This window comes from Plectonema cf. radiosum LEGE 06105 (assembly GCF_015207665.1).
In the GTDB taxonomy this organism is placed as follows: domain Bacteria; phylum Cyanobacteriota; class Cyanobacteriia; order Cyanobacteriales; family Nostocaceae; genus Rivularia; species Rivularia radiosa_A.
In genome coordinates, this window is record NZ_JADEWL010000016.1 from 56,380 (window position 1) to 80,033 (window position 23,654).

Consider the following 23,654-nt stretch of genomic DNA (forward strand, 5'->3'; position numbering starts at 1 on the left):
TTGGATTTATCACCTCTAACCTCTAACCTTTAACCTTTAACCTCTAACCTGTCCCCCATGCTTTCCCCCGAACTCAAAATAAAACTTTCAACTCCTCTAAAAATTGGCTCGGTGGAAGTCAACAGCCGAGTTTTGCAATCACCTTTATCAGGTGTCACCGACTTAGTATTTCGACGGTTGGTGCGTCGCTATGCACCGGATTCGATGATGTATACCGAAATGGTTCACGCTTCGGGATTGGCTCATGTTAAAGAGTTACCGAAAGTCATGGAAGTAGATATCAACGAACGTCCGATAAGTATTCAATTATTTGATTGTCGTCCAGATTTTCTCGCACAAGCTGCTCAAAAAGCAGTAAAAGAAGGTGCGGATACTATTGATATAAATATGGGTTGTCCGGTAAATAAAGTGACTCGTAAAGGCGGCGGTTCTTCACTTTTAAGACAGCCAGAAATTGCTCAATCAATAGTTAGGGAAATTGTCAACGCGGTGGATATTCCGGTAACAGTAAAAACTCGTATCGGTTGGGATGATGGGGAAATTACTATCCTCGATTTTGCTAAAAGAATCCAAGATGCGGGAGCGCAAATGATTACCATTCACGGACGAACTCGCGCTCAAGGATACAATGGGAATGCTCGTTGGGAATGGATTGCTCGTGTCAAGAAAGTGCTTGATATTCCTGTAATTGCCAATGGAGATATTTTTTCTGTAGAATCGGCAATTAAATGTTTGGAAATAACTGGTGCTGATGGGGTAATGTGTTCGCGGGGTACTTTGGGTTATCCGTTTTTGGTTGGAGAAATTGATTATTTTTTAAAAACCGGAAAAAAGTTAGCTTCACCGACAACTATCGAGCTTTTGGAATGCGCTAAAGAACATTTAAAAGCTTTGTGGGAATATAAGGGAAATAGAGGGATTTATCAAGCAAGAAAACACATGGCTTGGTATGCAAAAGGTTTTAACGGTGCTGCGGAGTTACGACAGCAGTTTAATACAGTGGAAACGGTTTTACAGGGAGAAGAATTGATTGATCGAGCAATTGAAAATATAATTAATTAATTAATATGAATACCTTGATTTTTTGGCTCTGTGATAAGTCGGGTTTCTACAAAATTTCTAGACGTATTATCTCAAGTCCCGATGATTAGTTATTATTCCCCATTATCTATTACCCATTACCTATTACCTGTTCCCTATTCCATTAAAATAGAGATGCAACAATCCTACATCTCTACTTCTTATAACTAAATATTTTTATCAAATAACTACCTTTAAAAAATTCCAATTTCTTCAAATTCTCCAAACATTTCCTCAAAAAAATTATCAACCATTTCTTGATGCCTTTGTCGTAAAATTGGAGGACCTTGAATAAATTGTTTAATTGTAATTTTTTTATCTCGAAAATCTCTTACAAACTCACATATTGAAGAAATTACTTTAATTTCAGATTCTACTTGTTCAACCATTTGAGCAATCGGATCTATTTTTTCCCGAACGGCTTTTCTGTAACCTGAAACTATTTGTCCTTCATTGGTGTTTTTCGCAAGTCGAAGTTCGTTTTTGAGATTTTCATATTGGACTTCTAAAAACTCGTTATGCTGCTCTAATTTATTACATTTCCTAGTCAAATCATCTTCACAGTCGAATGAAAAAGATTCTTCTACCTGATGTAATCTTTCAATTTCCAGTAATCGTGCTAAATCACCTTCTTGATAAGCTTTATTAATTTCCTTCATAATTTCTGTATGACGCATCTGAATATCACTATCCGTAACTTTATCCGGGTGAAATATCTCAGCTAATCTCAAAAACGTCTGACGAATTTTTTTTGATTCACCAGTTTTACCTACTCCAAAATCTGGTTGTGGTTGTTGATATCCTGATTCGGTATCGCGATCGCCATTTTCATCAAATGAATCAGAACAATCCGCTTCTTCTTCCTGTATGTCAAAAAAATCTTCTGGAATATCATCTTCTGTCAAACCAAGTTTGACGCTGATTATCCCTGCTGCTTGAAGACTACGATAAACCTGTTCGATATTTTTCCTAGTCTGCTTTCCTAATTTCCGTGTGGTCAAAATTTCATCGAAAAGTTGATGTATTTCGTCATCTAGAAGCGCCATTTTTTGGAAGCAAGGCGTACATCTACCGTGTATTTCCGTAGCTACAGAACGCATCTGTTCGAGAAAGTTTTGTTGTTCGGTGCGTTTTTTCTTGATTTGCTTGAGCAACCATTGATGCTTTTTCTCTAAACTTTCCAGACGAATATGCAGAGATGAAAGAGCAAGTGAGGTTGCTGCTGTGAACCTAGATGGAGATGAAACTGGTGTAGACATAAGTAGACATTAAATATTGGGGTCAATTCGTTCAAAGCTCCCAGACTTTTATAATGTACTACTTTTTGCCATTTCTCCAACACCCCTTGATGACTAATTTACTAATTTCCCGGTATTCTCCAATTGAATCAACAATAGTTTTAATATTTAGTAAAATTTCTCATAGCATTAATTGAATTAATTTGATTAATATTATTGTCTATAATCCTGTAATTACAAAGTTTATACAGTATCATTAAATGATAATTGACAATTGGTCACTGATAATTGATTAGCTTCATCCTCTAACATCCGAATCAGGTTTTGATCGCCCATACGCTTAGCAACTTCCAAACGACGTTGTAAATCGCGGCATAAATTTGCACTATGAGTACTATCTAACTGATTATTGTTTCTATTACTTCTAATGAATAGATTATTACTTTTAGCAAAAATAGAATTTAATTTTTTACGCTGCTTTAATTTCTCAATTTCTTCTGGATTTCCAGAATAATAAGCAGCACCGCGATAATTTAATTCAACCGCACTGGGATTTACAGGAGTGATTCGTGAGTGATGACAATTCCACTCTACACCCCGATATTTTCCACAGACTCCCTGAGTAGTTACTTCAACTGCTACAGGAACATATTCATATTTAACTCCACGATAAATAAGCTGCATAATCTCCTTCCTTGCCTCTTTATATCTCAAACGCTCAACAAAACGAGACGCACTCATAGGGGTATTTTTCCTACTTCCGTCTTTACAAGCGAGTTAACTGTCTACTTATTGTTAGCTGCTATATAAAAACGAACGACTCATATTTCTGTATCTATTGTAACGGTTTTTCTGCAAAGTTAGGGTATCGTAACAAAAATTTTGATTTTCTTTAGAATTTCAAGTTTGGTAAAGAAGTCGAGTTTTGATGAGATTTGTAAGAGTGTTGCAGGTATTTATACTAAAAAACCCGACTTCTTACCCCAGGTAAAATCCTAGAAGTCGGGTTTTTAGAAAAAAATCAAACTTGTAAAACCCATATCTCTTCGCCAACATTAACTGATAATTTTCCCACTTCTAAAACAGCGAAAGCATTGGTTTGAGCCAAATCAATCAAATTACCAGAACTTTTATTCCCACCTGCAACGCTAAATTGGTAAACCCCATCAACTAAATTTAACTTTCCCCAAATATAAGTTTCGCGCTTACCATTAGAACTTAAATTTTGACGAATTTGAGCTTTTATAAATGTAGGTTTCCAGCCTTCCACAATTCCGGAAAGTTTCTTAATTACTGGTTGTACAAAACGTAAATAACTTACCAAAGCTGAAACCGGATTTCCTGGTAAACCGAAATATATTGGACTATTAGATATGGGAAATGTAGCAACAGTTAAAGGTTTACCTGGTTGCATCGCTACAGCGCGTACTTTAATTTCTCCTTCCAAAGATGCTAAAATTTGCTCAACGTAATCATAATCTCCCACCGAAACACCACCGGAAGAAAGCACTAAATCCGCTTTACTAATAGCTTGGGAAATAGCTTGTTTAAGCGCTTCGGGTTCATCTTTAATAATTCCTAACATCAAAGGTTCGCCTCCAGATTGTTTTACCAAAGCGGCTAAAGCATACTGATTAGAATCTACAATTTGTCCAACTTGCAATTTTTCATCGGGTGTGACTAATTCGTTACCAGTAGATAAAATCGCTACACGGGGACGACGATAAACATTTAACTTTGTACATTGTGATGCAGCTAAAATAGCTATTTCCGGAGGATTTAGTTTAATTCCTGCTGGTAATAATTCGGTTCCAGCTTGGTAATAAGCACCACGATATCTGACAAATTCTTGGGGTTTTGGTGCTGCAAGGATGAAGACTTGATTTGCTTCACGACGGGTGTTTTCTTGCATTACTACAGTATCTGCACCTTTGGGCATTACTGCACCAGTGAAAATCCGCGCAGCTTGTCCCGATTGAATGTTAGATTGGGGTTGATAGCCTGCGGGAATATCCTCAACAAGTTTTAAAACCGCTGGCTTTTCCTCACTAGCTTGTTTTACATCTTGATAAATTACCGCGTAACCATCCATTGCTGAGTTATCCCAGTGAGGAAAGTCGAGTTTACTGGTAACGGGTGAAGCGAGAATACGTCCAGTCGCTGTGAATAAATCGACGGTTTCGATATCTTGTTGATTATTTAAGGGTTTAGCTAAATTAAATATAATATTTTCTGCTTCTTTTACTGACAGCATTGTAATTAGCTCCTATTTTTATTAACTAATTTTTTTTTCAATTTGTAACTATTTAATAAAACACGAATAATATTTTTTTAAATTAATTAGCCAATGATTTATTTTATTTCAATTAAGCATTATTGAAGAGTTATTAAAGATTAATCTTTGTGCTGTATAACTTACTGATACAGCTAAAGTTAAGGGTAAACACTCAAGCAGATACTTACAGAACTTAAGTAAAAATAACATATAAAACTTATTAATATGATGAATATGAAAAGTAAAGCTTTAGCATACGTTTTTTGGCTGCTATGTGTTTTTAGTTTATGCGGCGCTCAACGTTTGTATTGTAAAAGGTATATTAGTGGCATTGTTTATTTATTGACTTTTGGATTTTTCGGCATAGGACAAATTATCGATTTGTTTACTCTACCAACAATGGTGGATGAAGAAAATCTCAAATATCAAGCACTATACGGTTATCAAAATTTTTATCATGGCGCTAATCCACCAGTTACTATAAATATTGACAATCCGAGAAATCATGTACATCAAAATACTCAAAGCACAAAGGTATCAGATACCATAATAATTTTGCAAACAGCAAAGAAGAATGGGGGGATAGTGTCTCTATCAGATTGTGTGATTGCGACTGGTAAAGAAACAGCACAAGTTAAGCATACTCTTGAAAAGATGTGTAAAGATAATTTGCTAGAAATTACAAATCGTCCTGATTCAGGAGCTATAGTTTATAAGTTGCTGTAGTACTCGATCAAGCCAAAAATGCCGGGTGGATTCAGGGAGTAATCAGTAGTGAGTAGTAAATCAAGTAAACCCCAGACAAAGTTCCCTTGGTAGACTACTAATTCAAGTTTAAAATAATGGGAATAAGATACTCGCACTAGCTAATTGAGATAAATGATTTTTTTTAATCTTCAGGAATAGCCGCTTCGGAACCGCACCAAAAAGCGTGAATGTCACAATTGGTATATGCTGCGTGATGCTACAAGTCTTATTTTTAGGTTCAAATTATCTATACATAGGATTGTGAGAATCTAGCACTCATTACCGCCTTAAAGCTGATCTGTTATACTTAGGGGTGGTTCCTGCTTACAGTTTGAACGCGTATCGCAATCAAAGAATCTCGTCTTGGAGAATTCACGTCTGAATAGAGTTGAAATTGTGAGACGTGGTGTGAGAGAATAAATATTTGTGTTATTATCTGCTGGCTTAGATTGTTGGTGTGAATTATTATGGCTAAAAATAAAGGTGTCCGTATAATAGTGACATTAGAATGTACAGAATGTCGTACTAACGCCAACAAGCGTTCGCCTGGTGTTTCTCGTTATACGACTACAAAAAATCGTCGCAATACAACTAATCGTTTAGAACTCAAAAAGTTCTGTACTCATTGCAACACACATACAGTTCACAAGGAAATTAAGTAAAAATGGCTTATTATCGTCGTCGTCTGTCTCCGATCAAACCCGGAGAACCAATAGATTATAAAGACGTTGATTTATTGCGTAAATTTGTGACCGAACGGGGGAAAATACTTCCACGTAGGATTACAGGATTGACCACTCAGCAACAGCGAGATTTGACTGCATCAATCAAACGCGCTCGAATTCTGGCTTTATTACCTTTTGTGAATGCCGAAGCTTAAATTCAGGATTTCGAGGACATAGTGTTGCGATAAAATTGGTTGAAGCAAATGTCCGGGATTTTAGATTTTCGATTATCCATATATAGCTTTATTTAATATGGATTCCAAAATCTAAAATCAATTTTTGTATTGAAGATGATTTGATTTTGGGATTTGATGTTGGATAATCCAAAATCTGGAAACTGAAATTTTGAATGAATAACAAAGCTTGTGGAAAAGGGGACGCTGGTAGAATTTAGGAATCAAGGCGATCGCCGTCTGGGTGTTGTAGATCGTCCAGATGGAAAAAGCCGTTGGATTGTGGTAGATCAACTTGGACAATCCAGCAGTCTTGCACCGAGACAATTCACCTATGAAGTTGTCGGACAAACCTACAAGCTTTCAGAGATACCGGATTTTCTGCAACAGGTAGAGTCGTATTTAGATCCTTCAAGTTTAGAGGTGGCTTGGGAATTACTGGTGGAGGATGGTACGTCCGTAACTCCTAAAGAAATGGCGAATTTGCTGTTTTCTCAAACAGAACCAGCTCAAGTTTATGCGGCTCACTGCTTGTTATCGGATGACAAAATTTATTTTAAGCAAAAAGGCGATAGTTACGAACCGCGAAGCGCGGCGGCTGTTGCAGAACGTAAGCACCAGTTAGAAGTAGAAGCGCTTAAAGCGAAGGGACAGCAAGAATTTTTAGCACGAGTAGAACAAGCGCTTGGTGGTGAAGCTGTAGAATGGCAAAAGTACGATCGCCATAGAATTGAAGCCTTGGAAAAATATGCAGCGTTACTCGCTGACGTAATCCGAGATAAAGTAAATTACGATTCCTTGGCTCGTGCTTATCCCCCACCCGCACAAGTATTAGAAACGATGACGATGCTCGAACGCACTGCAACTCCTCAAGGAGCGTTTCAATTGCTCGTTGATTTGGGTTGGTGGAGTCCCCATGAAAACTATTTTCTCCGTCGTTCCTCAATTTTGGTTCAATTCCCTAGTAAGGTAATAGATGTGGCGCATCAACGCTTGAATAGTCCTCCCCCAGATCCAGACCAAAACCGTTTGGATTTAACTCATCTTAAGGTCTATACGATTGATGATGAAACGACTAGAGAAATAGATGATGGTTTAAGTTGGGAAATGCTTCCGGACAATCGAGAAAAGCTGTGGGTACATATTGCAGATCCGACACGATGGCTGGTACCGGAAGATGAGTTGGATTTGGATGCGAGGAAGCGTGGTAGCACGGTTTATTTGCCTACTGGAATGATTCCGATGTTTCCGGAAATCTTAGCAACTGGACCGATGAGTCTGGTACAAGGAGAAATTTGCTGTGCCTTGAGTTTCGGAATTATTTTAGATGAAACTGGTGGGGTAGAAGATTACAGCATTCATGCCAGTTTAATCAAAACAACTTATCGTCTGACTTATGAAGATGTCAACGATATTTTAGAATCTGGGATACCCCAAGAACCAGAAATTGCAGCCCTGGGGAAATGGGCAAAGATACGCAAAACTTGGCGATACAAACAAGGAGCCATCAGCATAAGTATGCCGGAGGCTACAATTAAAGTTAAAGATGATGAAGTTAATATCGAATTATTAGATGATTCACCTTCGCGACAACTAGTAGCCGAAATGATGATTCTTGCTGGTGAAGTTGCGGCTCGTTATGGTAAAACTCATAATATTCCTTTACCATTTCGCGGTCAGCCGCAGCCAGAATTACCACCGTCCGAGGAATTGTTATTACTACCGGCGGGTTTTGTGCGTGCTTGTGCCATGCGTCGCTGTATGCCAAAGAGTGAAATGAGCATTAGTCCATTGCGTCATGCGGGTTTGGGGTTAGAGACTTATACACAAGCGACTTCTCCGATTCGGCGTTACAGTGACTTGCTTACTCACTTTCAAATCAAGGCTCACCTCAGAGGAGAAACTCCACCTTTCAGCGCCGACCAACTCAAAGAAGTAATGATGAATGTTACAAGTATTACTCAGGAAGTTGTAATGGTGGAGCGACAAACTAACAGATATTGGGCATTAGAATACTTGCGTCGTCATGTAGATAAAGCGTGGGATACAACAGTTTTAATGTGGTTAAGAGAAGATAGTAATTTAGCACTTATTTTGTTAGAAGATTTAGGTTTGCAATTACCCATGTTCTTTAAACGCGCTGTAGATTTAGGCGAAGAAATATTAGTTAAAGTTATTCACGCAGACCCTCAAAAAGATGAAATCAAGTTCCAAGAGATTATTTATCAAGAAGTTTAATTGCACCGAAGGGCATGGGAGATTGGATACTTAATAATTGTTTTATGAATAAAATTATCATCTTTGATACAACCATGCGGGATGGGGAGTTAAAGCCTGGTATAAAATTCAGTTTACACGAAAAAATTTCCATTTCTCAACTGTTAGAAGAAATGGGAGTTGATGTAATTGAAGTTGGTTATCCAGCAAATTCGCCTAGTAATTTTGAGCAAGTATTGCAGATATCTAAAATAATTACTAATTCTACTATTTGCGGATTAGCAGGTGCAAATAAAGAAGAAATTATTGCTGTTGCTCAAGCGATTAAGCCAGCTAAAAGAGGCAGAATTCATACTTATAATAATGTGAATTTAAGGAATAAAGAAAAACTACGATTAGAGCAAGAATTAGAAAGTATTAAAGATAATGTATCTTTAGCGCGACAGCACTGTGGAGAAGTCGAGTGGAGTGCTTTTGATGCATCTAGAAGCGAACCAGATTTTTTATGTAAAGCCATTGAAACGGCAATAAATAGTGGTGCGACAACTGTTAATATTCCCGATAGCTTGGGTTTGGCATCATCTGAAGAGTTTTCCCAACTTTTACAAATGATTTTTAATCGAATACCAAATATAAATAAAGTAGTTGTTTCGGTTCATTGTCATAACGATTTAGGTAAAGCAGTACAAAACTCTATGATTTCTTTAAATTATGGTGTTAGACAAATCGAATGTGCGATTAACGGTTTAGGTGCGAGAAAAGGTAATGCAGATTTAGAAGCGATTGTAGGAGAAGCTGTAAATTTAGAAGATTATCAAATTGATATTAAGACTTCCTTAATCAGTAAAACTTCAAATTTGGTTGCTGAGATAACTGGAATTAAACCAGCAAACAGTTATCAGTTATCAATTGATAACTGATAATTCAATTAGAATAATTCGATTTATTTAAAATACCCAGCATTTGCAAAATTCGCTCTGTGCTGTTCATATCTCCAACAATTCGTCGCGTTGGTTTGGGTAAAAGTTTAACCAAAGTAGGAGTTGCACTAACTTGATGAATTTCTGCTTGTTCGGGATGAGTTAATACATCAATTACTTTAAGAGTATAAGGGCTTCCCAAATATTTTTCTAATAATTCATGGAGACTTTGCAGCGTATTTTCTGTATTAGGAGTATGTCCTGCAACAAATAAACGGAGAATATAAGGTTGCGTTTGAGGTGACATTTGTTGTACAACTGATAAAGTTTGAGAATCAACAGTTGATTTTTCGGATATTTCTAAACGTACAATTAAATCATGATTTTCCCATAGCACTTCAAAGGTCGAACGGTAAGTTGCTAATGTCATGCTATCGCATAATCCTTCATGCCAAGGAGTTTTTTGCCAGGCTAAATTCCCAGTATTAAAGATAGCATTCAACAAAGCTTGATGGCGCATTACTGCCGGATAAGCTTCTGCAAAGGTTTTGACTTTTCCAGAGCGTGGATCTAGCCAGTGGTCAATGGTGGCTGTATATAATGGTACCAAAAAATGAGGTGGTTCTGGTAAATCTAGAATCGACTGTAAAGCGCTACATAAATGTGAATGCCATCGACCTTTTTTGCTGGAGTCGATGCAGTAAATCAAATCACCTCCAGGTGTAAATAATGCGATTCCTTTGAACAACTCTGGTAAAGGTGATTTGTTTGGATTCAATGGCTTATGGGATTTTAGATTTTAGATTTTGGATTGAAAGAGTTAGGAGTTGTAGAGACGTAGCAATACTACGTCTGTACCGGAGTTAAGAGTTAGAAATTATAAATATTAAGTATTAAGTCTTTATTTATTATTCAATGCCCTATTACCCATTACCCATTCCCTAAATTTATACTCTACCTCGAAGCATCTGCGCCATCTCGTTAGGAGTTGGTGACATTTCTAATGCAATTTCTTCTGTAATTTGACCCTCTTGGTAAAGATTGAATAAAGACTGATTCATGGTAATCATGCCGTCGAAACTGGCTTGTTTCATCAATTCAGTCATTTCATCGTATTTGGAGTCTTTAATCCAGTCTTTGACGGCTTCGGTATTAATTAGAATATCGTGAAAAGCTGCCCGTTTGCCATCTGTCGTGCGACACAAACCTTGAGAAATCACTGCGACTAAAGATTCCGAAATTGCGACTCGCATTGGATCTTGTTCTTCACCAGGGAAAAGATTAAGAATCCTTTCAATGGTCTTGACAGCGCTGTTGGTGTGGAGGGTTCCCATTACCAAGTGACCAGTTTGAGCAGCTTTTAGCGCCGTATTCACCGTTTCTCTATCCCGCATTTCCCCTACCAGAATTAAATCTGGATCTTCTCGTAAAGCTGCTTTCAAAGCGTTGTCAAATTTGCGGGTATGCATTCCGACTTCCCGCTGCTTAATCAGGGATTTTCGACTTTGATGCACGAATTCAACTGGATCTTCGATGGTAATAATATGTTTAGCCATCTCCCGATTGATGTAGTCAATCATTGCTGCCATTGTGGTGGATTTACCCGAACCAGTGGGACCTGTGACTAAAATCAAACCTTTATGGTAATGACAAATATCCCGAAAAACTGGAGGTAGTTTCAACTGTTCCATTGTCAATATTTTGACTGGGATTAATCGTAGTACCATGGCATAGCCTCTGAGAGAATCAAATATATTGATTCGGACTCTGGCAAAATCGAACTGAGTGGCTCCATCAAAATCTAAAGTTTCTTGAAAACGCTTGATTTCTTCTTCTGTAAGAATATCGTGCAACCAACTCATAAAAGTTTCTTTATCTGTTTGGGGATAATTGGTTGTGTCTATTTCTCCTCGGTTGCGAAAGCGTGGTACTTCACCTACTCCCAAGTGAATATCGGAAAACCCTTTTTCGTGAGCTTCTTTAATTAACTGCTCAAAAGTTGGCTGCAAACTGTTTTTACTGACTGTATTTGCAGCTGGTGGTGGTGTCCCCGGACGATGAGCAGCAGGATTAACTAAACCACGGCTACCATTAGGCATTTCTATAGTTTGAGTCGATTGGCGTTGAGTACTCAATGTTGATGATGCTGGTGGCGGTGGTGGTGGCATTGGGGGCGCGCCACGTTGTGCGGTAGAATTAGAAACTGGCGGATGTTGTTGTGATTGTGTCATATATCCTCGGTGATATTAAAATCAGTTTTGATTGGTTGCAGGGTTCCACTTCTTGCGGTCACGTTAAGTATTTGCCAAAAAATAAAATTGAGTACAAAATTATTTTTTCTCAATCACTTACTTGTATTACTTTTTCAATTGATTAAGGGATAACAATTAGCGATATAATTTTTTACCCGATATAAACACATTTAACACGCTTATGTTCTCAAACAAGTACAGTATAAAAACGTATATAAAAGATATAAAATAATACTTCCAATATTAAATAGCGATCAATTTACTCAATCGTTTAAGTCCCCCACTAATTAGTGGAAGGTGATTTAAGATATTTATTTGAAGAAAATAATCTCTTCTAAATTAATTAGAATTGTCAACAACCCAGGTCTAAAGACACTGGGCTTCTAGCCTAGAGCTTAAACCAGAGTTGACCAGACTAAGGATTAAGTTCCTACGTTACTGGCAAGAGTTAAAGACCTACCAGTGGATGCGAAGCTAGTTCACTGCTCTAGAACTTGGGAGTTAAACAGGTTTATTGGGTTAAGCCAGTGCTTCTGAGATAGTCACCGACCAGCAACATTGTCGAAGCTAACATCACCCCGAAAGGGAGGCTCTAAGGCTGCGCCACGCTGCGCGAACGGAGCAAAACCATTATGTGTACAGGGTTGGAGGTTTGAAACAGCAATTGTCCTGTTGAAAGTGCATTACAAAAGTACACCGAATCAAACAACCCCAAGGCAGTAATGGAACCAAAATATTCACGGTGGTTAAAACCACACGCTCGTTTTTCCTCTCAGCTTTAAAAAGACTGAGTTTCCAAACTCCCGAATATTTTTATGAATCGAGGAAAATTCAAGAAAATTACTCAGGCGGATAAAATGAATGATAAAGCCTGAAAAGTACGAATTGACCGACTACTCGTTGATAGTACAAGCCCTCAGATTTATCCGTGGAATAAATCCAAAATTTAAAATTTAAAATTCAAAATCCAAAATCCCTTGACCGTATGTCTGAGTATCCCCATCTAGAAAACGCCCTTAAACATCACTTCGGTTATGATAGTTTTCGTTCTCCGCAGCGAGAGATTATTATTGAGGCATTAGAAAACCGCGATTTATTGGTGATTATGCCGACGGGTGGGGGGAAATCTCTGTGTTTTCAACTGCCTGCATTAATGAAAGCAGGATTAACGGTAGTAGTATCCCCGTTAATAGCATTAATGCAAGACCAAGTAGATGGATTGCGAAAAAACGGAATTGCGGCAACTTTCCTTAATAGCAGTGTCAGTCCCCATCAAGCAAGAATCCGCGAGCAAGCGATTATGAGCGGGAAAGTGAAGTTACTCTATGTTGCACCAGAACGTTTACTCAGCGAAAGATTTTTACCTTTACTCGATTTAGTCCATCATCAAATTGGAATTTCTGCTTTTGCGATCGATGAAGCGCATTGTGTTTCGGAATGGGGACATGATTTTCGTCCTGAGTATCGTCAAATGATATCGCTACGGCAACGTTATCCTAATGTACCAATGTGGGGGTTGACAGCCACCGCTACAGAAAGAGTCCGTGCCGATATCATCAAGCAATTAGGATTAAATCAACCCAGTGTTCATGTAGCTTCTTTTAATCGTCAAAATCTTTATTACGAAGTTCGTCCTAAAAAGAAGACTGTTTATGTAGAATTATTAGAACTAATCCGAGAAACTGAAGGTTCAGTAATTATTTACTGTTTAACACGTAAAAAAGTTGAAGAATTAGCTTTTAAATTACAACACGATCACATTTGTGCTTTACCTTATCATGCCGGTTTGAGCGATAGCGAACGCAGCGAAAATCAAACCAAGTTTATTCGGGATGATGCCAGAATAATGGTAGCAACTATTGCCTTTGGTATGGGAATTAACAAGCCAGATGTGCGTTTGGTAGTCCACTATGATATTTCACGAAATTTAGAAAGCTATTATCAAGAGTCGGGAAGAGCTGGTAGAGACAGTGAATCGTCTCGGTGTTTGCTGTTTTTGAGCTATAGCGATGTCAAAACTATTGAATGGTTGATTGAGCAAAAAACTGACGAACAAGAACAAATGATTGCTAAGCAGCAATTGCGTCAGATGATAGATTACGCTGAAGGTACAGACTGCCGTCGCACAATTCAATTAAGTTATTTTGGTGAGAGATTTGCGGGTAATTGTGGTAATTGCGATAACTGTTGCAATCCTAAACCATTAGAAGATTGGACGATTGAAGCAATGAAATTTTTGTCTTGTGTCGCACGTTGCAAGCAAAGATTTGGCATGAAACATATTATAGATATTTTACGAGGTAGTAAAACTCAGAAAATCCTTGATAAAGGACACGATAAGCTTTCTACCTATGGTATTGGTAAAGATAAAACTTTGGATGAATGGAGGATGTTGGGACGTTCTTTATTACATCAAGGTTTGCTGGAACAAACGGACGATGGTTATGCAGTGTTGAAACTCAATTCTTTTAGTTTAGAGGTGATGAAGAAACAGCGTTCGGTTTCGATTGTTGTTCCTCCCAAAGAAAAAGCGACTTTCCAAGTACGAAGTGATAAAGCACAAGAAGCAGATATTTTATTTCACAAACTGCGCGAACTTCGTAAACAACTTGCTGACTCTCAATCAGTTCCACCTTACATGATTTTTGGCGATTCTACTTTAAGATTGATGACTCAGGTAAAACCCAAAAATAAACAGGAATTCAGTCAACTTGCCGGAGTTGGTACTCACAAGCTAACTCAATATGGAGATAAATTTATTCAGGTAATTCAAGGTTATTTACAAGATAAAAGTCCCCAAAAACAAAAATATTCGTCTTTATCTACAAATGAAGACATTTCTGACACTGAATTACAGACTTTTGAATTACACAAACAAGGATTAAGCGTCCAAGAAATTGCTCAACAACGTGACCTTCGTTCTACTACAATTATTCGCCATCTTTCCGATTTGATTGCCAAAAATCAACCCGTAGATATAAATTTAATAGTTCCAGTTAACAAACAGAAAAAAATTCTCCAAGTACTGGATATTTTGGGAGATGTCGCTTTAACCCCAATTAAAGAATATTTAGGCGATAGCTACAGCTTTGATGAAATTCGTTTGGTAAAGAATAAGTGGAAAAGGAAAAGTAATTAATTGGTAATTGGTAATGGCTAATTGGTAATTGGTAATTGTTCACGTTAGTTCGTTCTCGTGGGGTTAGAAGTCGGGTTTTCACGATGATTGTCTGTTACAACCCAGATTTATCTTAAAAACCCGACTTCTGTGATTATCCTCGTTGATTATCAACTGAGCAAGAATACTGATTTGTCATCAAGCCCTGACATCATTACTGTCTTGAATGCCTTGCTAGAGTCGATTGAGTCCCGAATGTCAAGATTTATTGACATATAGATCCCGAAATAGCCTATAAATTCGTACTTAGGATAAAAAAGTATTCTTTACCCCCTTGATCCCAATCGGGTAATTGTAGTTAATATTTAGTAGCAAGTAATTCTTCTGCCCTAATCAATGCTTATATGTAGCATTAGAAAAACTTTTACTTTATGGTAAAAGTTGCTAGAAGTGAAGAATTGGGAAGAGAAGATTAAAATGATGATTTTCTATCCGAAAAAGTGTTTAACTTTGAACCCTATTTTATTTGGGATTTTTTGTAGAAGTCAAACACATTCTTGCATTGAAAATTTGGCATAAACGTAACAAGTTGATAAAAAAGATTTGGGGTAGATGTAATTAGACCGACCTCTCCTTAATAAAAGAAATTCTCATAATCAACTTTAGGAGGTCTTTATTCATGGCAAAAGAACGCCCACCATTAGAAGAAATGACATTACGGCAACTGCGTAAAGTTGCTAGTGAATATAGCGTATCTCGCTATAGTCGAATGCGGAAATCGCAACTACTTGCAGCAGTTAGAGAAGCAGAGAGTAAAAAGATATCCAGGCAGGCAGAACGTTCATTGGAGGCACAGGAAACAGTGGAAGCAGCAAAATTCGAGTTGGGACAGGAAGATAGAACTGGTGGTACTCTCGCTTTGGTAGACGAGGGACTTGCTGACTTACCTGCTGGTTATGGAGAGAGTCGGATTGTATTAATGCCTCGCGATCCACAATGGGCTTATGCTTATTGGGATATTTCTAACGAGCATAAAGAAGATTTACGCAGACAAGGTGGACAGCAGCTTGCGTTGAGAATTTACGATGTCACCGACATTAACTTAGATAACCAAAGCGCTCATAGTTTGCAAGAGTATCCTTGTGATGAGCTAGCGCGGGAATGGTATTTACCAATTCCAGTTAGCGATCGCGATTATATAATCGATATTGGTTATCGTTGTGGTGATGGTCGTTGGTTGGTACTAGCTCGTAGTGCAAGAGTACACGTTCCCCCGGTATATCCTTCTGACTGGATCGAAGATGTGTTTATCACGGTGGATTTTGAAGAGGATTTACGCGGTAAGACTAAGTATGAACTAGTACCACCAGCGAAGAAAATGCCTCTCTTTACTGGTGCCAATGGTAGTGTCGATACTAACGGTAACGCCATTTACGAACAAATATTCGGCATGGCTGAATCCGCAGAAGCAATGCGGGTAGCTGGTTCGATGTTCGGTTCCCAGCAGCACGTTCCCGGTTCCATGGCTCCGGAACAAGCTATTAGTTCCTACATTTTCCCATCTGGTGTAGGTATGTGGGCGCTTCCCACAGCATCGGGTGTAAATATGTCTGGTGTTGGTATGAGTGCATCCGCACCTCCGGTACGTCCCCGCAAATTCTGGTTAATTGCTGATGCTGAGTTGATTGTGTACGGTGCTACCGAACCAGATGCTACCGTAACAATTGGCGATCGCCAAATCAAACTCAATCCTGATGGTACATTCCGCTTCCAAATGTCCTTCCAAGATGGTTTGATTGATTATCCAATCAAAGCGGTTGCGATTGATGGTGAGCAAACCCGTTCAATTCAGATGAAGTTTACTCGTGAAACTCCATCACGCAATACTAATACTAAGGATGAAGCTGTTTTAGAATGGTTTTCTTAGTATAAGATTCTCAAAAATAGAATTTTTGATCAACTCGAATTAATATAATTTATCTCCCTACAAAAATATTTTATGTGGGGATTTTTTTTGCTAAAAATAACGTGAGTATCGGGTAAGAAGTCCGGTTTTTTATGATTATTATCTGCTTGAGGAATATTAATATTGTAAAAACCAGACTTCTATGATTACAACTCAGATTAAAAAGTAAAACTTGTGCCGGAGGATGCACAAAAATGAAGAATAAAAGAAGAAAATATAGTCATAAATAGTAGATATAGGAATCCTATAAATATGTTCAATAGGAATTTTATCGGGATAATATTGTTAGTTGTGGGTGTTTTATTTTTTCGTTCTTATCAAGAAAATAATCTCAGTTCCCAAGATGTAGCCCAAAAGCCATCAATAAATCTAAAAGAAGAAAACATATCGTTAGAAAATAAATCTAAATTATTAAAAGAAAGTTCAGCTAATTGTTTGGGAGAAAATCAAAATTTTAGTATAGAATTTTTAAAAACTAATAATTTAGGAGAAAAATTTGAGAAAGGGATTAATCACGTGATTATTTTTAATCCCAAATCAGCAGAATTAGATTTTAAAGTAAATGTAAGTTTAGCTCACAATATTTATGAGAAAAATGATAACGGTAAATTGCGTAAAGAATACGTTCCCAAATTATTTGATGAAATAATCAGTGATGAAAACGCTTTATTAAATGGTAAAAAACCCATTGCTGCAATTAATGCCGATTATATCGATACAGATGATAAACCCCAGGGTTTGAATATTTCACGGGGAATCGAATATTCGGGAGATTTTAAAGATAAACGTTCTTCTTTCGGAGTATCTGGAGGAGAACCTTCTCAGCGTCAAGCGACTATTGGAGTAGGTAGAAGAAATCGCGATATTCTTAATTACAATTTAGTAGGAGGTAACGGCAGATTTTATACTAAAGGTAAGTTTAAGGATATTTGTGAAGCATTAGGAGAATTTGCTTGTCAAAGAGCAATAAATCGTTCGATGGCTGCGATTACCGATCAAGGTTATGTAATTTTATTAGTTAATGATGCCAGGGCTAATTCCGATATTGAAATAACTGAAGTTAATCGAGAACTTTTACCAGATATGTTTGATGATGTTTTAGAAGGAATTGCTCGAAATAATTGTTTAGGTAAAGTGCAAGAAGGAATATTATTTGATGGTGGAGAATCTCCCGGATTATTTTATGATAATAAAACCTATGTAGAAAATTTAGGCGCAATTGGTTCGGTATTTTTGATTTATAAGAAATAGGGAATAGGGAATAGGGAATAGGGAATTGGTAATTAAAAACTTATACTCCTAACTCCTAACTCCTAACTCCTAACTTCTAACTCCTAACTCCTAAATATCAAAGCATAAGCCTTTGGGCAGATAAAGCGCGATCGCAATTAGCGCTAGGCTAGAGTAATACCTATAACGGCTAATATGACACATAATGAAATCGCCGATACACTCGCAGAGTTGTTTGGTACATCTGCGGTAAATGTACTTGCACCTGGTTCTTGGCAGGTTGAAACTGCTACTTTTCGACTGCTGTTACTGCTGAGCGAAGATCAAAGTTGGTTGCGAGTTTTGTTACCAATTATGCCAGCACAGCAAGCACAACCGTTTTTACAACAGTTTTTTGAAGCTAATTTTGATGATACTCAACAAGTACGCTATGCTTTGCAGCAAGATGTGCTATGGGGAGTATTTCAGCACAGTTGCTCTAGCTTGGTTGTAGAAGATTTTCGCGATGCGATCGCAAGATTAATTTCTCTGTATGAAGTCGGTTTAGACGAGGCTTTTAATCGGTTAACTGAAACCAAGATTAAGGAAATTGTTCAAGTTTCTAAACAGCAAGGAAAATCAATAGATGAGACGATGCAAAATCTTGAGCGTTTTTATGCGGAAGGTTTAATGGGTGAAATGGATCAAAGTTCCGAATCGCAAGAACGAGTTTTAGCGGCTTGGAAGCGACAGTTAGAAAAGTTGTGGAATGAACAATAATCAGTTAATTAAGTTGTCGCGCATTTAATTTGTATTTTTTAGCGTGCAGGCTTGCCCTCGAACAAAGTGAAGGGATGCCCCGCACTACAAGACTTTAATCAAATTTGAATATACAAATTAAACGCTTCCTAGCTTATCAACTGTCAACTGTCCACTGTCCACTGTCCACTGTCCACTGTCCACTGTCAACTGTCAACTAACAAATGGATATTGTCGAAATATTGAAAGCAGATTATCAACGTTTTCCCGTGAATCAAACTTACAGCATTTACGCCGAAGATGTTTACTTCAAAGATCCGATGAATGAGTTTAATGGGGTTAACCGCTATAAGTTAATGATCAAGTTTATTAAAACCTTCTTTCTCCAACCTCAGATGGATTTGCATGATATCCGCAGGGAAGGAGATACTATCAAAACCGAGTGGACTCTAAATTGGAATACACCTCTACCTTGGAAACCACGAATTTCTATCCCTGGATGGAGTACGTTGATGGTAAATTCTGATGGTTTGATAATTTCTCACATCGATTATTGGAAATGTTCGCGATTGGATGTGGTTAAACAGCATTTCTTTTCTTTAAAGAAGTCATAATGTAAATAAATGTAAAAGCTTCTCAGGAAAGAAATTATCATTCATGCGCGTAATTTTAATGACAGGGAAAGGTGGTGTGGGCAAAACTTCGGTTGCTGCGGCTACCGGACTACGTTGTGCGGAATTAGGTTATCGCACGCTGGTTTTAAGTACAGATCCAGCCCATTCTTTAGCAGATAGTTTTGATTTGGAACTTGGACACGAAGCGCAACAAGTTCGTCCAAATTTGTGGGGTGCGGAATTAGATGCACTCTTAGAACTTGAGGGAAACTGGGGTGCTGTCAAACGGTATATTACTCAAGTTTTACAAGCTAGGGGATTGGAGGGAATCCAAGCTGAGGAATTAGCGATTTTACCGGGGATGGATGAGATTTTCGGCTTGGTGAGAATGAAACGTCATTATGATGATGGTGAATATGATGTTTTAATTATTGATTCTGCACCTACAGGTACGGCTTTACGGTTATTGAGTTTACCGGAAGTTGGTGGTTGGTATATGCGGCGTTTTTATAAGCCTTTTCAAAATATTTCGGTAGCACTGCGTCCGTTGGTAGAGCCGATTTTTAGACCGATTGCTGGTTTTTCGTTACCCGATCGAGAGGTAATGGATGCACCTTATGAATTTTATCAGCAAATCGAAGCCCTAGAAAAAGTATTAACTGACAATACTCAAACTTCGGTGCGTCTGGTTACTAACCCCGAAAAGATGGTAATTAAAGAATCTCTCCGCGCTCATGCTTATTTAAGTTTGTACAATGTCGCGACGGATTTAGTAATAGCAAATCGGATTATTCCCCAATCAGTACAAGACCCATTTTTCCAAAGATGGAAAGAAAATCAAGAACAATATCGTCAACAACTTCATGAAAATTTTCATCCTTTACCCGTCAAGGAAGTTCCGCTTTTTTCTGAAGAAATGTGTGGTTTAGCAGCTTTAGAAAGACTCAAAGAAACACTTTACAAAGATGAAGACCCGACTCAGGTTTATTACAAAGAAAATACAATTCGAGTTATTCAAGACCAAAATCAATATAGTTTGGAATTATATCTACCCGGCATTGCCAAAGACAAAGTAAATCTGAGCAAAAGTGGCGATGAATTAAACATTACTATTGGTAATCATCGTCGCAATCTGGTTCTACCACAAGCTTTAGCCGCACTGCAACCAGTAGGAGCAAAAATGGAAGAAGATTATTTAAAAATCCGTTTTGCGGAAGTTGTTAAGGCTTAGTTATCATTTATCTCAGGTGGGCATCGTCCCACCTACATAGTTGAAGATAACAGAATTAATTTGTCAAGAAATAATTTTTAAACCCTCAAATTATTAACAACTATAAACTGAAAAATTAAATTTTAATTAAATTAGGGTAAGTGTTCTTACTGAAGACATTATCGTGGGAAATATTTCACAATATTTTTAGATTTAATAAAAATAAATTAGCTGTTCCCTCTAATAAAAATGACTTTATCCCAGCATAAACACTTATCGATAAATATCGAGCAAGACGATTTACTGTACCGGATTACAAACTGCATTCGTCATTCATTAGAATTAAAAGAAACCCTTGCAAAAATAGTCTCGGAACTCAGAATTTTTCTTGCTACTGACCGGGTAATGATTTATAGTTTTCATTCTGATGGTAGCGGTCAAGTATTTGCGGAATCAATTAATCATAGATTACCTTCTTTATTAGGGTTAAATTTTCCAGCAGATGATATTCCCCCTCATGCTAGGGAAATGTTTATTAAATCGCGAGTACGTTCGGTTGTTAATGTCGAAACGGGAGAAATTGGGAAAAGTCCGGTATATGAAACCGAAACCGGAGAAATTCTTTCAGAAGACATATCATACCGCACTGTAGACCCATGTCATGTTGAATATTTAACAGCAATGGGGGTAAAGTCTTCTGTAGTCACACCTATTTTTCATCAAGAGCAACTTTGGGGGTTATTAGTATGTCACCATTCAGAATCCCGCTCGATTTCGGAACAAGAATTAAACATAATGCAAATGGTTGTAAATCAATTATCGATAGCCATTGCTCAAAGTATTCTTCTCACTCAAGCCCGCGAACAAGCTCGAAGAGAAGCGGTTATTAGTAGTATCGTCACTTTGTTGCATTCATTGAAAGATATCCCCTTGCAGCCAGCTTTAGAGCAAGCTGTTGCGGCTTTTGAGGGTTGTGGAGGTAGACTTTGTATAAGAAATCAAGTTGATAAAAATTTCACGGAATGCTTAGAAACTGACAGTGAATTTATAAGTGAATTAATAAAAGTTTATACTGACGGTCTTCAACCAATAATGCCAGAATTAGCAAAATATTCCTTGATGGAACAGTATAGCATTTGGAAGGAATACTACAAATCTAGTAACTATCATGTTTGGGGAATTTCCGATATCCATCAAATATCTGGCTTGCGAAATCTGCAAGTTGCTTTTCAACCCAATAAAATTCGCAGCATTTTGATGATTCCGCTGATTTATCATCAGCAATTGCTCGGTTATTTAACTATTTTTCGTGAAGAAATAAATACAGAAACCCTTTGGGCTGGACAAATTGATGCCGATAACAGGCAAACTTATCCACGAAAATCATTTGAAGTATGGCGAGAATTTAAAACATCACAAGCTCGTCAATGGACTAAAGAAGAAATAGAATTAGCTGAAAAATTGGCTGAAAAATTTGCTGTTGCAATTCATCAATACGAATTATATCAACAACTGCAAGCTTTTAATAACAACTTAGAAAACCAAGTCAAACAGCGTACACACGCATTACAACAAGCAACTGAACAACAACAAATCTTGTTTGAAGTAGTTACCAAAATTCGCGAATCTTTAGATTTAGACATTATTTTTCAAACTACAACTCAACAAGTATGTCAATGGTTGCAAGGTGATCGAGTCGCAGTATACCGTTTTAATCAAGATTGGAGCGGTGAATTTATTGCCGAGTATGTCGGTGAAGGCTGGGTAAAACTGCTAGATTCGGATACTAATAAGGCTTGGAAAGATACTTATTTACAAGAAACCCAAGGTGGAAGATGTCGCTTCAATGAAAGTATTGTAATAGATGATATTTATCAAAGTGGTTATGCTGATTGTCATCTAGAATTTTTAGAGCAAATTCAAGCAAAAGCATATGCTGTTGCACCGATTTTTAGGGGAGAAAAACTTTGGGGTTTACTTGCAGCTTATCAAAATTCTGCACCTCGTCACTGGGAAGCATCGGAGATAAAATTTTTATGTCAAACTGCGGCTCAATTTGGAGTAGCACTCCAACAAGCAGAATTACTCGCTCAAAGTAGATTACAAACTGAACAAATAAAAACAACACTTAGCAATTTAAAAAAAGCCCAAACCCAATTAATTCAAAGTGAAAAAATGTCCTCTTTAGGACAATTAGTGGCAGGAATAGCACACGAAATTAATAATCCTGTTAACTTCATTTACGGGAATATTGATTATATTCATCAATATATAGAAGATTTACTTGGTATTTTAGAACTTTATCAACACAACTGCGATCAAAATAATTCGGAAATTAACGAGCGAGCCGAAGAAATTGATTTAGACTTTTTAATTGATGATTTACCGAAGATGCTGTCTTCGATAAAAATAGGAGCATCACGAATTCGCGAAATTGTTTTATCTTTACGCAATTTTTCCCGACTCGACGAATCAGATTTAAAAGTTGTTGATATTCACGAAGGGATTGATAGTACATTATTAATTTTGCAATACCGTTTAAAAGCACAATCAGATTTTTCTGGTATCCAATTAATTAAACAATACGGTAATTTACCTAAAATTGAATGTTATCCCGGACAATTGAATCAAGTATTTATGAATCTTTTTAGTAACGCAATTGATGCATTAGAAGAAGGAGCTAGTAAAAGCTTTTGGGAACAAGAAACTGATAATAATCAATCTCTAATTCCTAAAATCATGATTTGTACCCAGATGAGTCAAGATAAAAATCAAATCGTAATTCGTATCGCCGACAACGGCTTAGGTATGACAGAAGCAGTTATTAAACGAATGTTTGACCCATTTTTTACAACTAAACCAGTAGGAAAAGGAACTGGTTTAGGATTATCAATTAGTTATCAGATAATAGTTGATAAACATCGTGGTGTTTTCAAATGCAATTCTGTACCCGGTAAAGGCACAGAATTTTCCATTAAAATTCCAATTAAGCAAAGTAAATCAGGTAATGGGTAATTGGTAATGGGTAATTGGTAATGGGTAATTGGTAATGGGTAATGGGTAATGGGTAATGGGTAATGGGTAATGGGTAATGGGTAATGGGTAATTGGGAATAAAAATCCGTGTAATCGGTGTAATCCTTTTTAATCCG

The 23,654-nt window shown here is 37.4% G+C and carries 18 protein-coding genes; 13 read left to right on the top strand and 5 right to left on the bottom strand.

Features of this window, described 5'->3' with window-relative positions:
* The first annotated feature begins 57 nt into the window (after nt 1–57).
* Nucleotides 58–1,062, top strand: coding sequence for a tRNA dihydrouridine synthase DusB (dusB, locus tag IQ247_RS07765; protein ID WP_193918716.1), 1,005 nt, complete (start codon nt 58–60; stop codon nt 1,060–1,062).
* Between the two features lie 212 nt (nt 1,063–1,274).
* On the opposite strand, the gene IQ247_RS07770 is transcribed toward dusB, so the two are convergent.
* The 3 genes from IQ247_RS07770 to IQ247_RS07780 form a co-directional block, all read right to left on the bottom strand.
* Nucleotides 1,275–2,339 (bottom strand): J domain-containing protein, encoded by a 1,065-nt coding sequence (locus IQ247_RS07770; RefSeq protein WP_193918718.1) that lies wholly within the window; start codon nt 2,337–2,339, stop codon nt 1,275–1,277.
* 222 nt (nt 2,340–2,561) lie between these two features.
* Nucleotides 2,562–3,059 carry an arginine synthesis PII-interacting regulator PirA gene (gene pirA / locus IQ247_RS07775; RefSeq protein WP_193918720.1) on the bottom strand — a complete coding sequence of 166 codons (498 nt, stop codon included), beginning with the start codon at nt 3,057–3,059 and terminating at the stop codon, nt 2,562–2,564.
* A 280-nt stretch (nt 3,060–3,339) separates the two neighbouring features.
* On the bottom strand, nt 3,340–4,572 hold the full coding sequence (locus IQ247_RS07780) for a molybdopterin molybdotransferase MoeA (RefSeq protein ID WP_193918722.1): 1,233 nt from the start codon (nt 4,570–4,572) through the stop codon (nt 3,340–3,342).
* A 255-nt stretch (nt 4,573–4,827) separates the two neighbouring features.
* Here IQ247_RS07780 and IQ247_RS07785 point away from each other — a divergent pair, with 255 nt between their 5' ends.
* The 5 genes from IQ247_RS07785 to IQ247_RS07805 all read left to right on the top strand — a co-directional run bounded on the left by IQ247_RS07785 (nt 4,828) and on the right by IQ247_RS07805 (nt 9,375).
* Nucleotides 4,828–5,319 carry a TM2 domain-containing protein gene (locus IQ247_RS07785; protein WP_228059552.1) on the top strand — a complete coding sequence of 164 codons (492 nt, stop codon included), beginning with the start codon at nt 4,828–4,830 and terminating at the stop codon, nt 5,317–5,319.
* Nucleotides 5,320–5,807: 488 nt separating this feature from the next.
* Entirely contained in the window at nt 5,808–6,002 is a 195-nt protein-coding gene (gene rpmG / locus IQ247_RS07790; RefSeq protein WP_193918725.1) for a 50S ribosomal protein L33, read from the top strand.
* Nucleotides 6,003–6,004: 2 nt separating this feature from the next.
* On the top strand, nt 6,005–6,220 hold the full coding sequence (gene rpsR / locus IQ247_RS07795; RefSeq protein WP_193918727.1) for a 30S ribosomal protein S18: 216 nt from the start codon (nt 6,005–6,007) through the stop codon (nt 6,218–6,220).
* A gap of 210 nt (nt 6,221–6,430) precedes the next feature.
* The gene (locus tag IQ247_RS07800; protein ID WP_193918729.1) at nt 6,431–8,476 is read left to right on the top strand and encodes a ribonuclease catalytic domain-containing protein; all 2,046 of its coding nucleotides are present in this window, start codon (nt 6,431–6,433) and stop codon (nt 8,474–8,476) included.
* Between the two features lie 44 nt (nt 8,477–8,520).
* On the top strand, nt 8,521–9,375 hold the full coding sequence (locus IQ247_RS07805; RefSeq protein WP_193918731.1) for a hydroxymethylglutaryl-CoA lyase-like TIM-barrel protein: 855 nt from the start codon (nt 8,521–8,523) through the stop codon (nt 9,373–9,375).
* Nucleotides 9,376–9,379: 4 nt separating this feature from the next.
* Here the strand turns inward: IQ247_RS07805 and IQ247_RS07810 are convergent, their stop codons facing one another.
* Nucleotides 9,380–10,153, bottom strand: a complete 774-nt coding sequence (locus IQ247_RS07810) for a circadian clock KaiB family protein (protein WP_193918733.1) — start codon at nt 10,151–10,153, stop codon at nt 9,380–9,382.
* Nucleotides 10,154–10,322: 169 nt separating this feature from the next.
* The gene (locus IQ247_RS07815) at nt 10,323–11,606 is read right to left on the bottom strand and encodes a type IV pilus twitching motility protein PilT (protein WP_193918735.1); all 1,284 of its coding nucleotides are present in this window, start codon (nt 11,604–11,606) and stop codon (nt 10,323–10,325) included.
* A gap of 1,006 nt (nt 11,607–12,612) precedes the next feature.
* On the opposite strand from IQ247_RS07815, the gene recQ reads away from it, so the two are divergent.
* From recQ to IQ247_RS07850, 7 genes are all read left to right on the top strand, one after another.
* Nucleotides 12,613–14,766, top strand: a complete 2,154-nt coding sequence (recQ, locus tag IQ247_RS07820; protein WP_193918737.1) for a DNA helicase RecQ — start codon at nt 12,613–12,615, stop codon at nt 14,764–14,766.
* A 658-nt stretch (nt 14,767–15,424) separates the two neighbouring features.
* Nucleotides 15,425–16,672 carry a DUF4912 domain-containing protein gene (locus tag IQ247_RS07825; RefSeq protein ID WP_193918739.1) on the top strand — a complete coding sequence of 416 codons (1,248 nt, stop codon included), beginning with the start codon at nt 15,425–15,427 and terminating at the stop codon, nt 16,670–16,672.
* Nucleotides 16,673–16,963: 291 nt separating this feature from the next.
* On the top strand, nt 16,964–17,962 hold the full coding sequence (locus IQ247_RS07830; RefSeq protein ID WP_228059553.1) for a phosphodiester glycosidase family protein: 999 nt from the start codon (nt 16,964–16,966) through the stop codon (nt 17,960–17,962).
* Between the two features lie 174 nt (nt 17,963–18,136).
* A complete protein-coding gene (locus IQ247_RS07835; protein ID WP_193918741.1) occupies nt 18,137–18,700 on the top strand; it encodes a hypothetical protein in 564 nt (187 codons plus the stop codon).
* Nucleotides 18,701–18,903: 203 nt separating this feature from the next.
* A complete protein-coding gene (locus IQ247_RS07840; protein WP_193918743.1) occupies nt 18,904–19,293 on the top strand; it encodes a C6orf136 family protein in 390 nt (129 codons plus the stop codon).
* Between the two features lie 43 nt (nt 19,294–19,336).
* Entirely contained in the window at nt 19,337–20,524 is a 1,188-nt protein-coding gene (locus tag IQ247_RS07845) for a TRC40/GET3/ArsA family transport-energizing ATPase (protein WP_193918745.1), read from the top strand.
* 228 nt (nt 20,525–20,752) lie between these two features.
* Nucleotides 20,753–23,518: a GAF domain-containing protein gene (locus IQ247_RS07850; RefSeq protein ID WP_193918747.1), complete on the top strand. Its 2,766-nt coding sequence runs from the start codon at nt 20,753–20,755 to the stop codon at nt 23,516–23,518.
* Nucleotides 23,519–23,654: the final 136 nt, after the last annotated feature.

Excerpts from the sequence above, each read along its gene's own strand:
- IQ247_RS07850 (WP_193918747.1), top strand. The coding sequence starts at position 20,753 with ATGACTTTATCCCAGCATAAACACTTATCGATAAATATCGAGCAAGAC.
- rpmG (WP_193918725.1), top strand. The coding sequence starts at position 5,808 with ATGGCTAAAAATAAAGGTGTCCGTATAATAGTGACATTAGAATGTACA.
- IQ247_RS07805 (WP_193918731.1), top strand. The coding sequence starts at position 8,521 with ATGAATAAAATTATCATCTTTGATACAACCATGCGGGATGGGGAGTTA.
- IQ247_RS07835 (WP_193918741.1), top strand. The coding sequence starts at position 18,137 with ATGACACATAATGAAATCGCCGATACACTCGCAGAGTTGTTTGGTACA.
- IQ247_RS07780 (WP_193918722.1), bottom strand. The coding sequence starts at position 4,572 with ATGCTGTCAGTAAAAGAAGCAGAAAATATTATATTTAATTTAGCTAAA.
- IQ247_RS07830 (WP_228059553.1), top strand. The coding sequence starts at position 16,964 with ATGTTCAATAGGAATTTTATCGGGATAATATTGTTAGTTGTGGGTGTT.
- IQ247_RS07840 (WP_193918743.1), top strand. The coding sequence starts at position 18,904 with ATGGATATTGTCGAAATATTGAAAGCAGATTATCAACGTTTTCCCGTG.
- IQ247_RS07825 (WP_193918739.1), top strand. The coding sequence starts at position 15,425 with ATGGCAAAAGAACGCCCACCATTAGAAGAAATGACATTACGGCAACTG.
- IQ247_RS07815 (WP_193918735.1), bottom strand. The coding sequence starts at position 11,606 with ATGACACAATCACAACAACATCCGCCAGTTTCTAATTCTACCGCACAA.
- pirA (WP_193918720.1), bottom strand. The coding sequence starts at position 3,059 with ATGAGTGCGTCTCGTTTTGTTGAGCGTTTGAGATATAAAGAGGCAAGG.
- recQ (WP_193918737.1), top strand. The coding sequence starts at position 12,613 with ATGTCTGAGTATCCCCATCTAGAAAACGCCCTTAAACATCACTTCGGT.
- IQ247_RS07785 (WP_228059552.1), top strand. The coding sequence starts at position 4,828 with ATGAAAAGTAAAGCTTTAGCATACGTTTTTTGGCTGCTATGTGTTTTT.
- IQ247_RS07845 (WP_193918745.1), top strand. The coding sequence starts at position 19,337 with ATGCGCGTAATTTTAATGACAGGGAAAGGTGGTGTGGGCAAAACTTCG.
- IQ247_RS07770 (WP_193918718.1), bottom strand. The coding sequence starts at position 2,339 with ATGTCTACACCAGTTTCATCTCCATCTAGGTTCACAGCAGCAACCTCA.
- dusB (WP_193918716.1), top strand. The coding sequence starts at position 58 with ATGCTTTCCCCCGAACTCAAAATAAAACTTTCAACTCCTCTAAAAATT.
- rpsR (WP_193918727.1), top strand. The coding sequence starts at position 6,005 with ATGGCTTATTATCGTCGTCGTCTGTCTCCGATCAAACCCGGAGAACCA.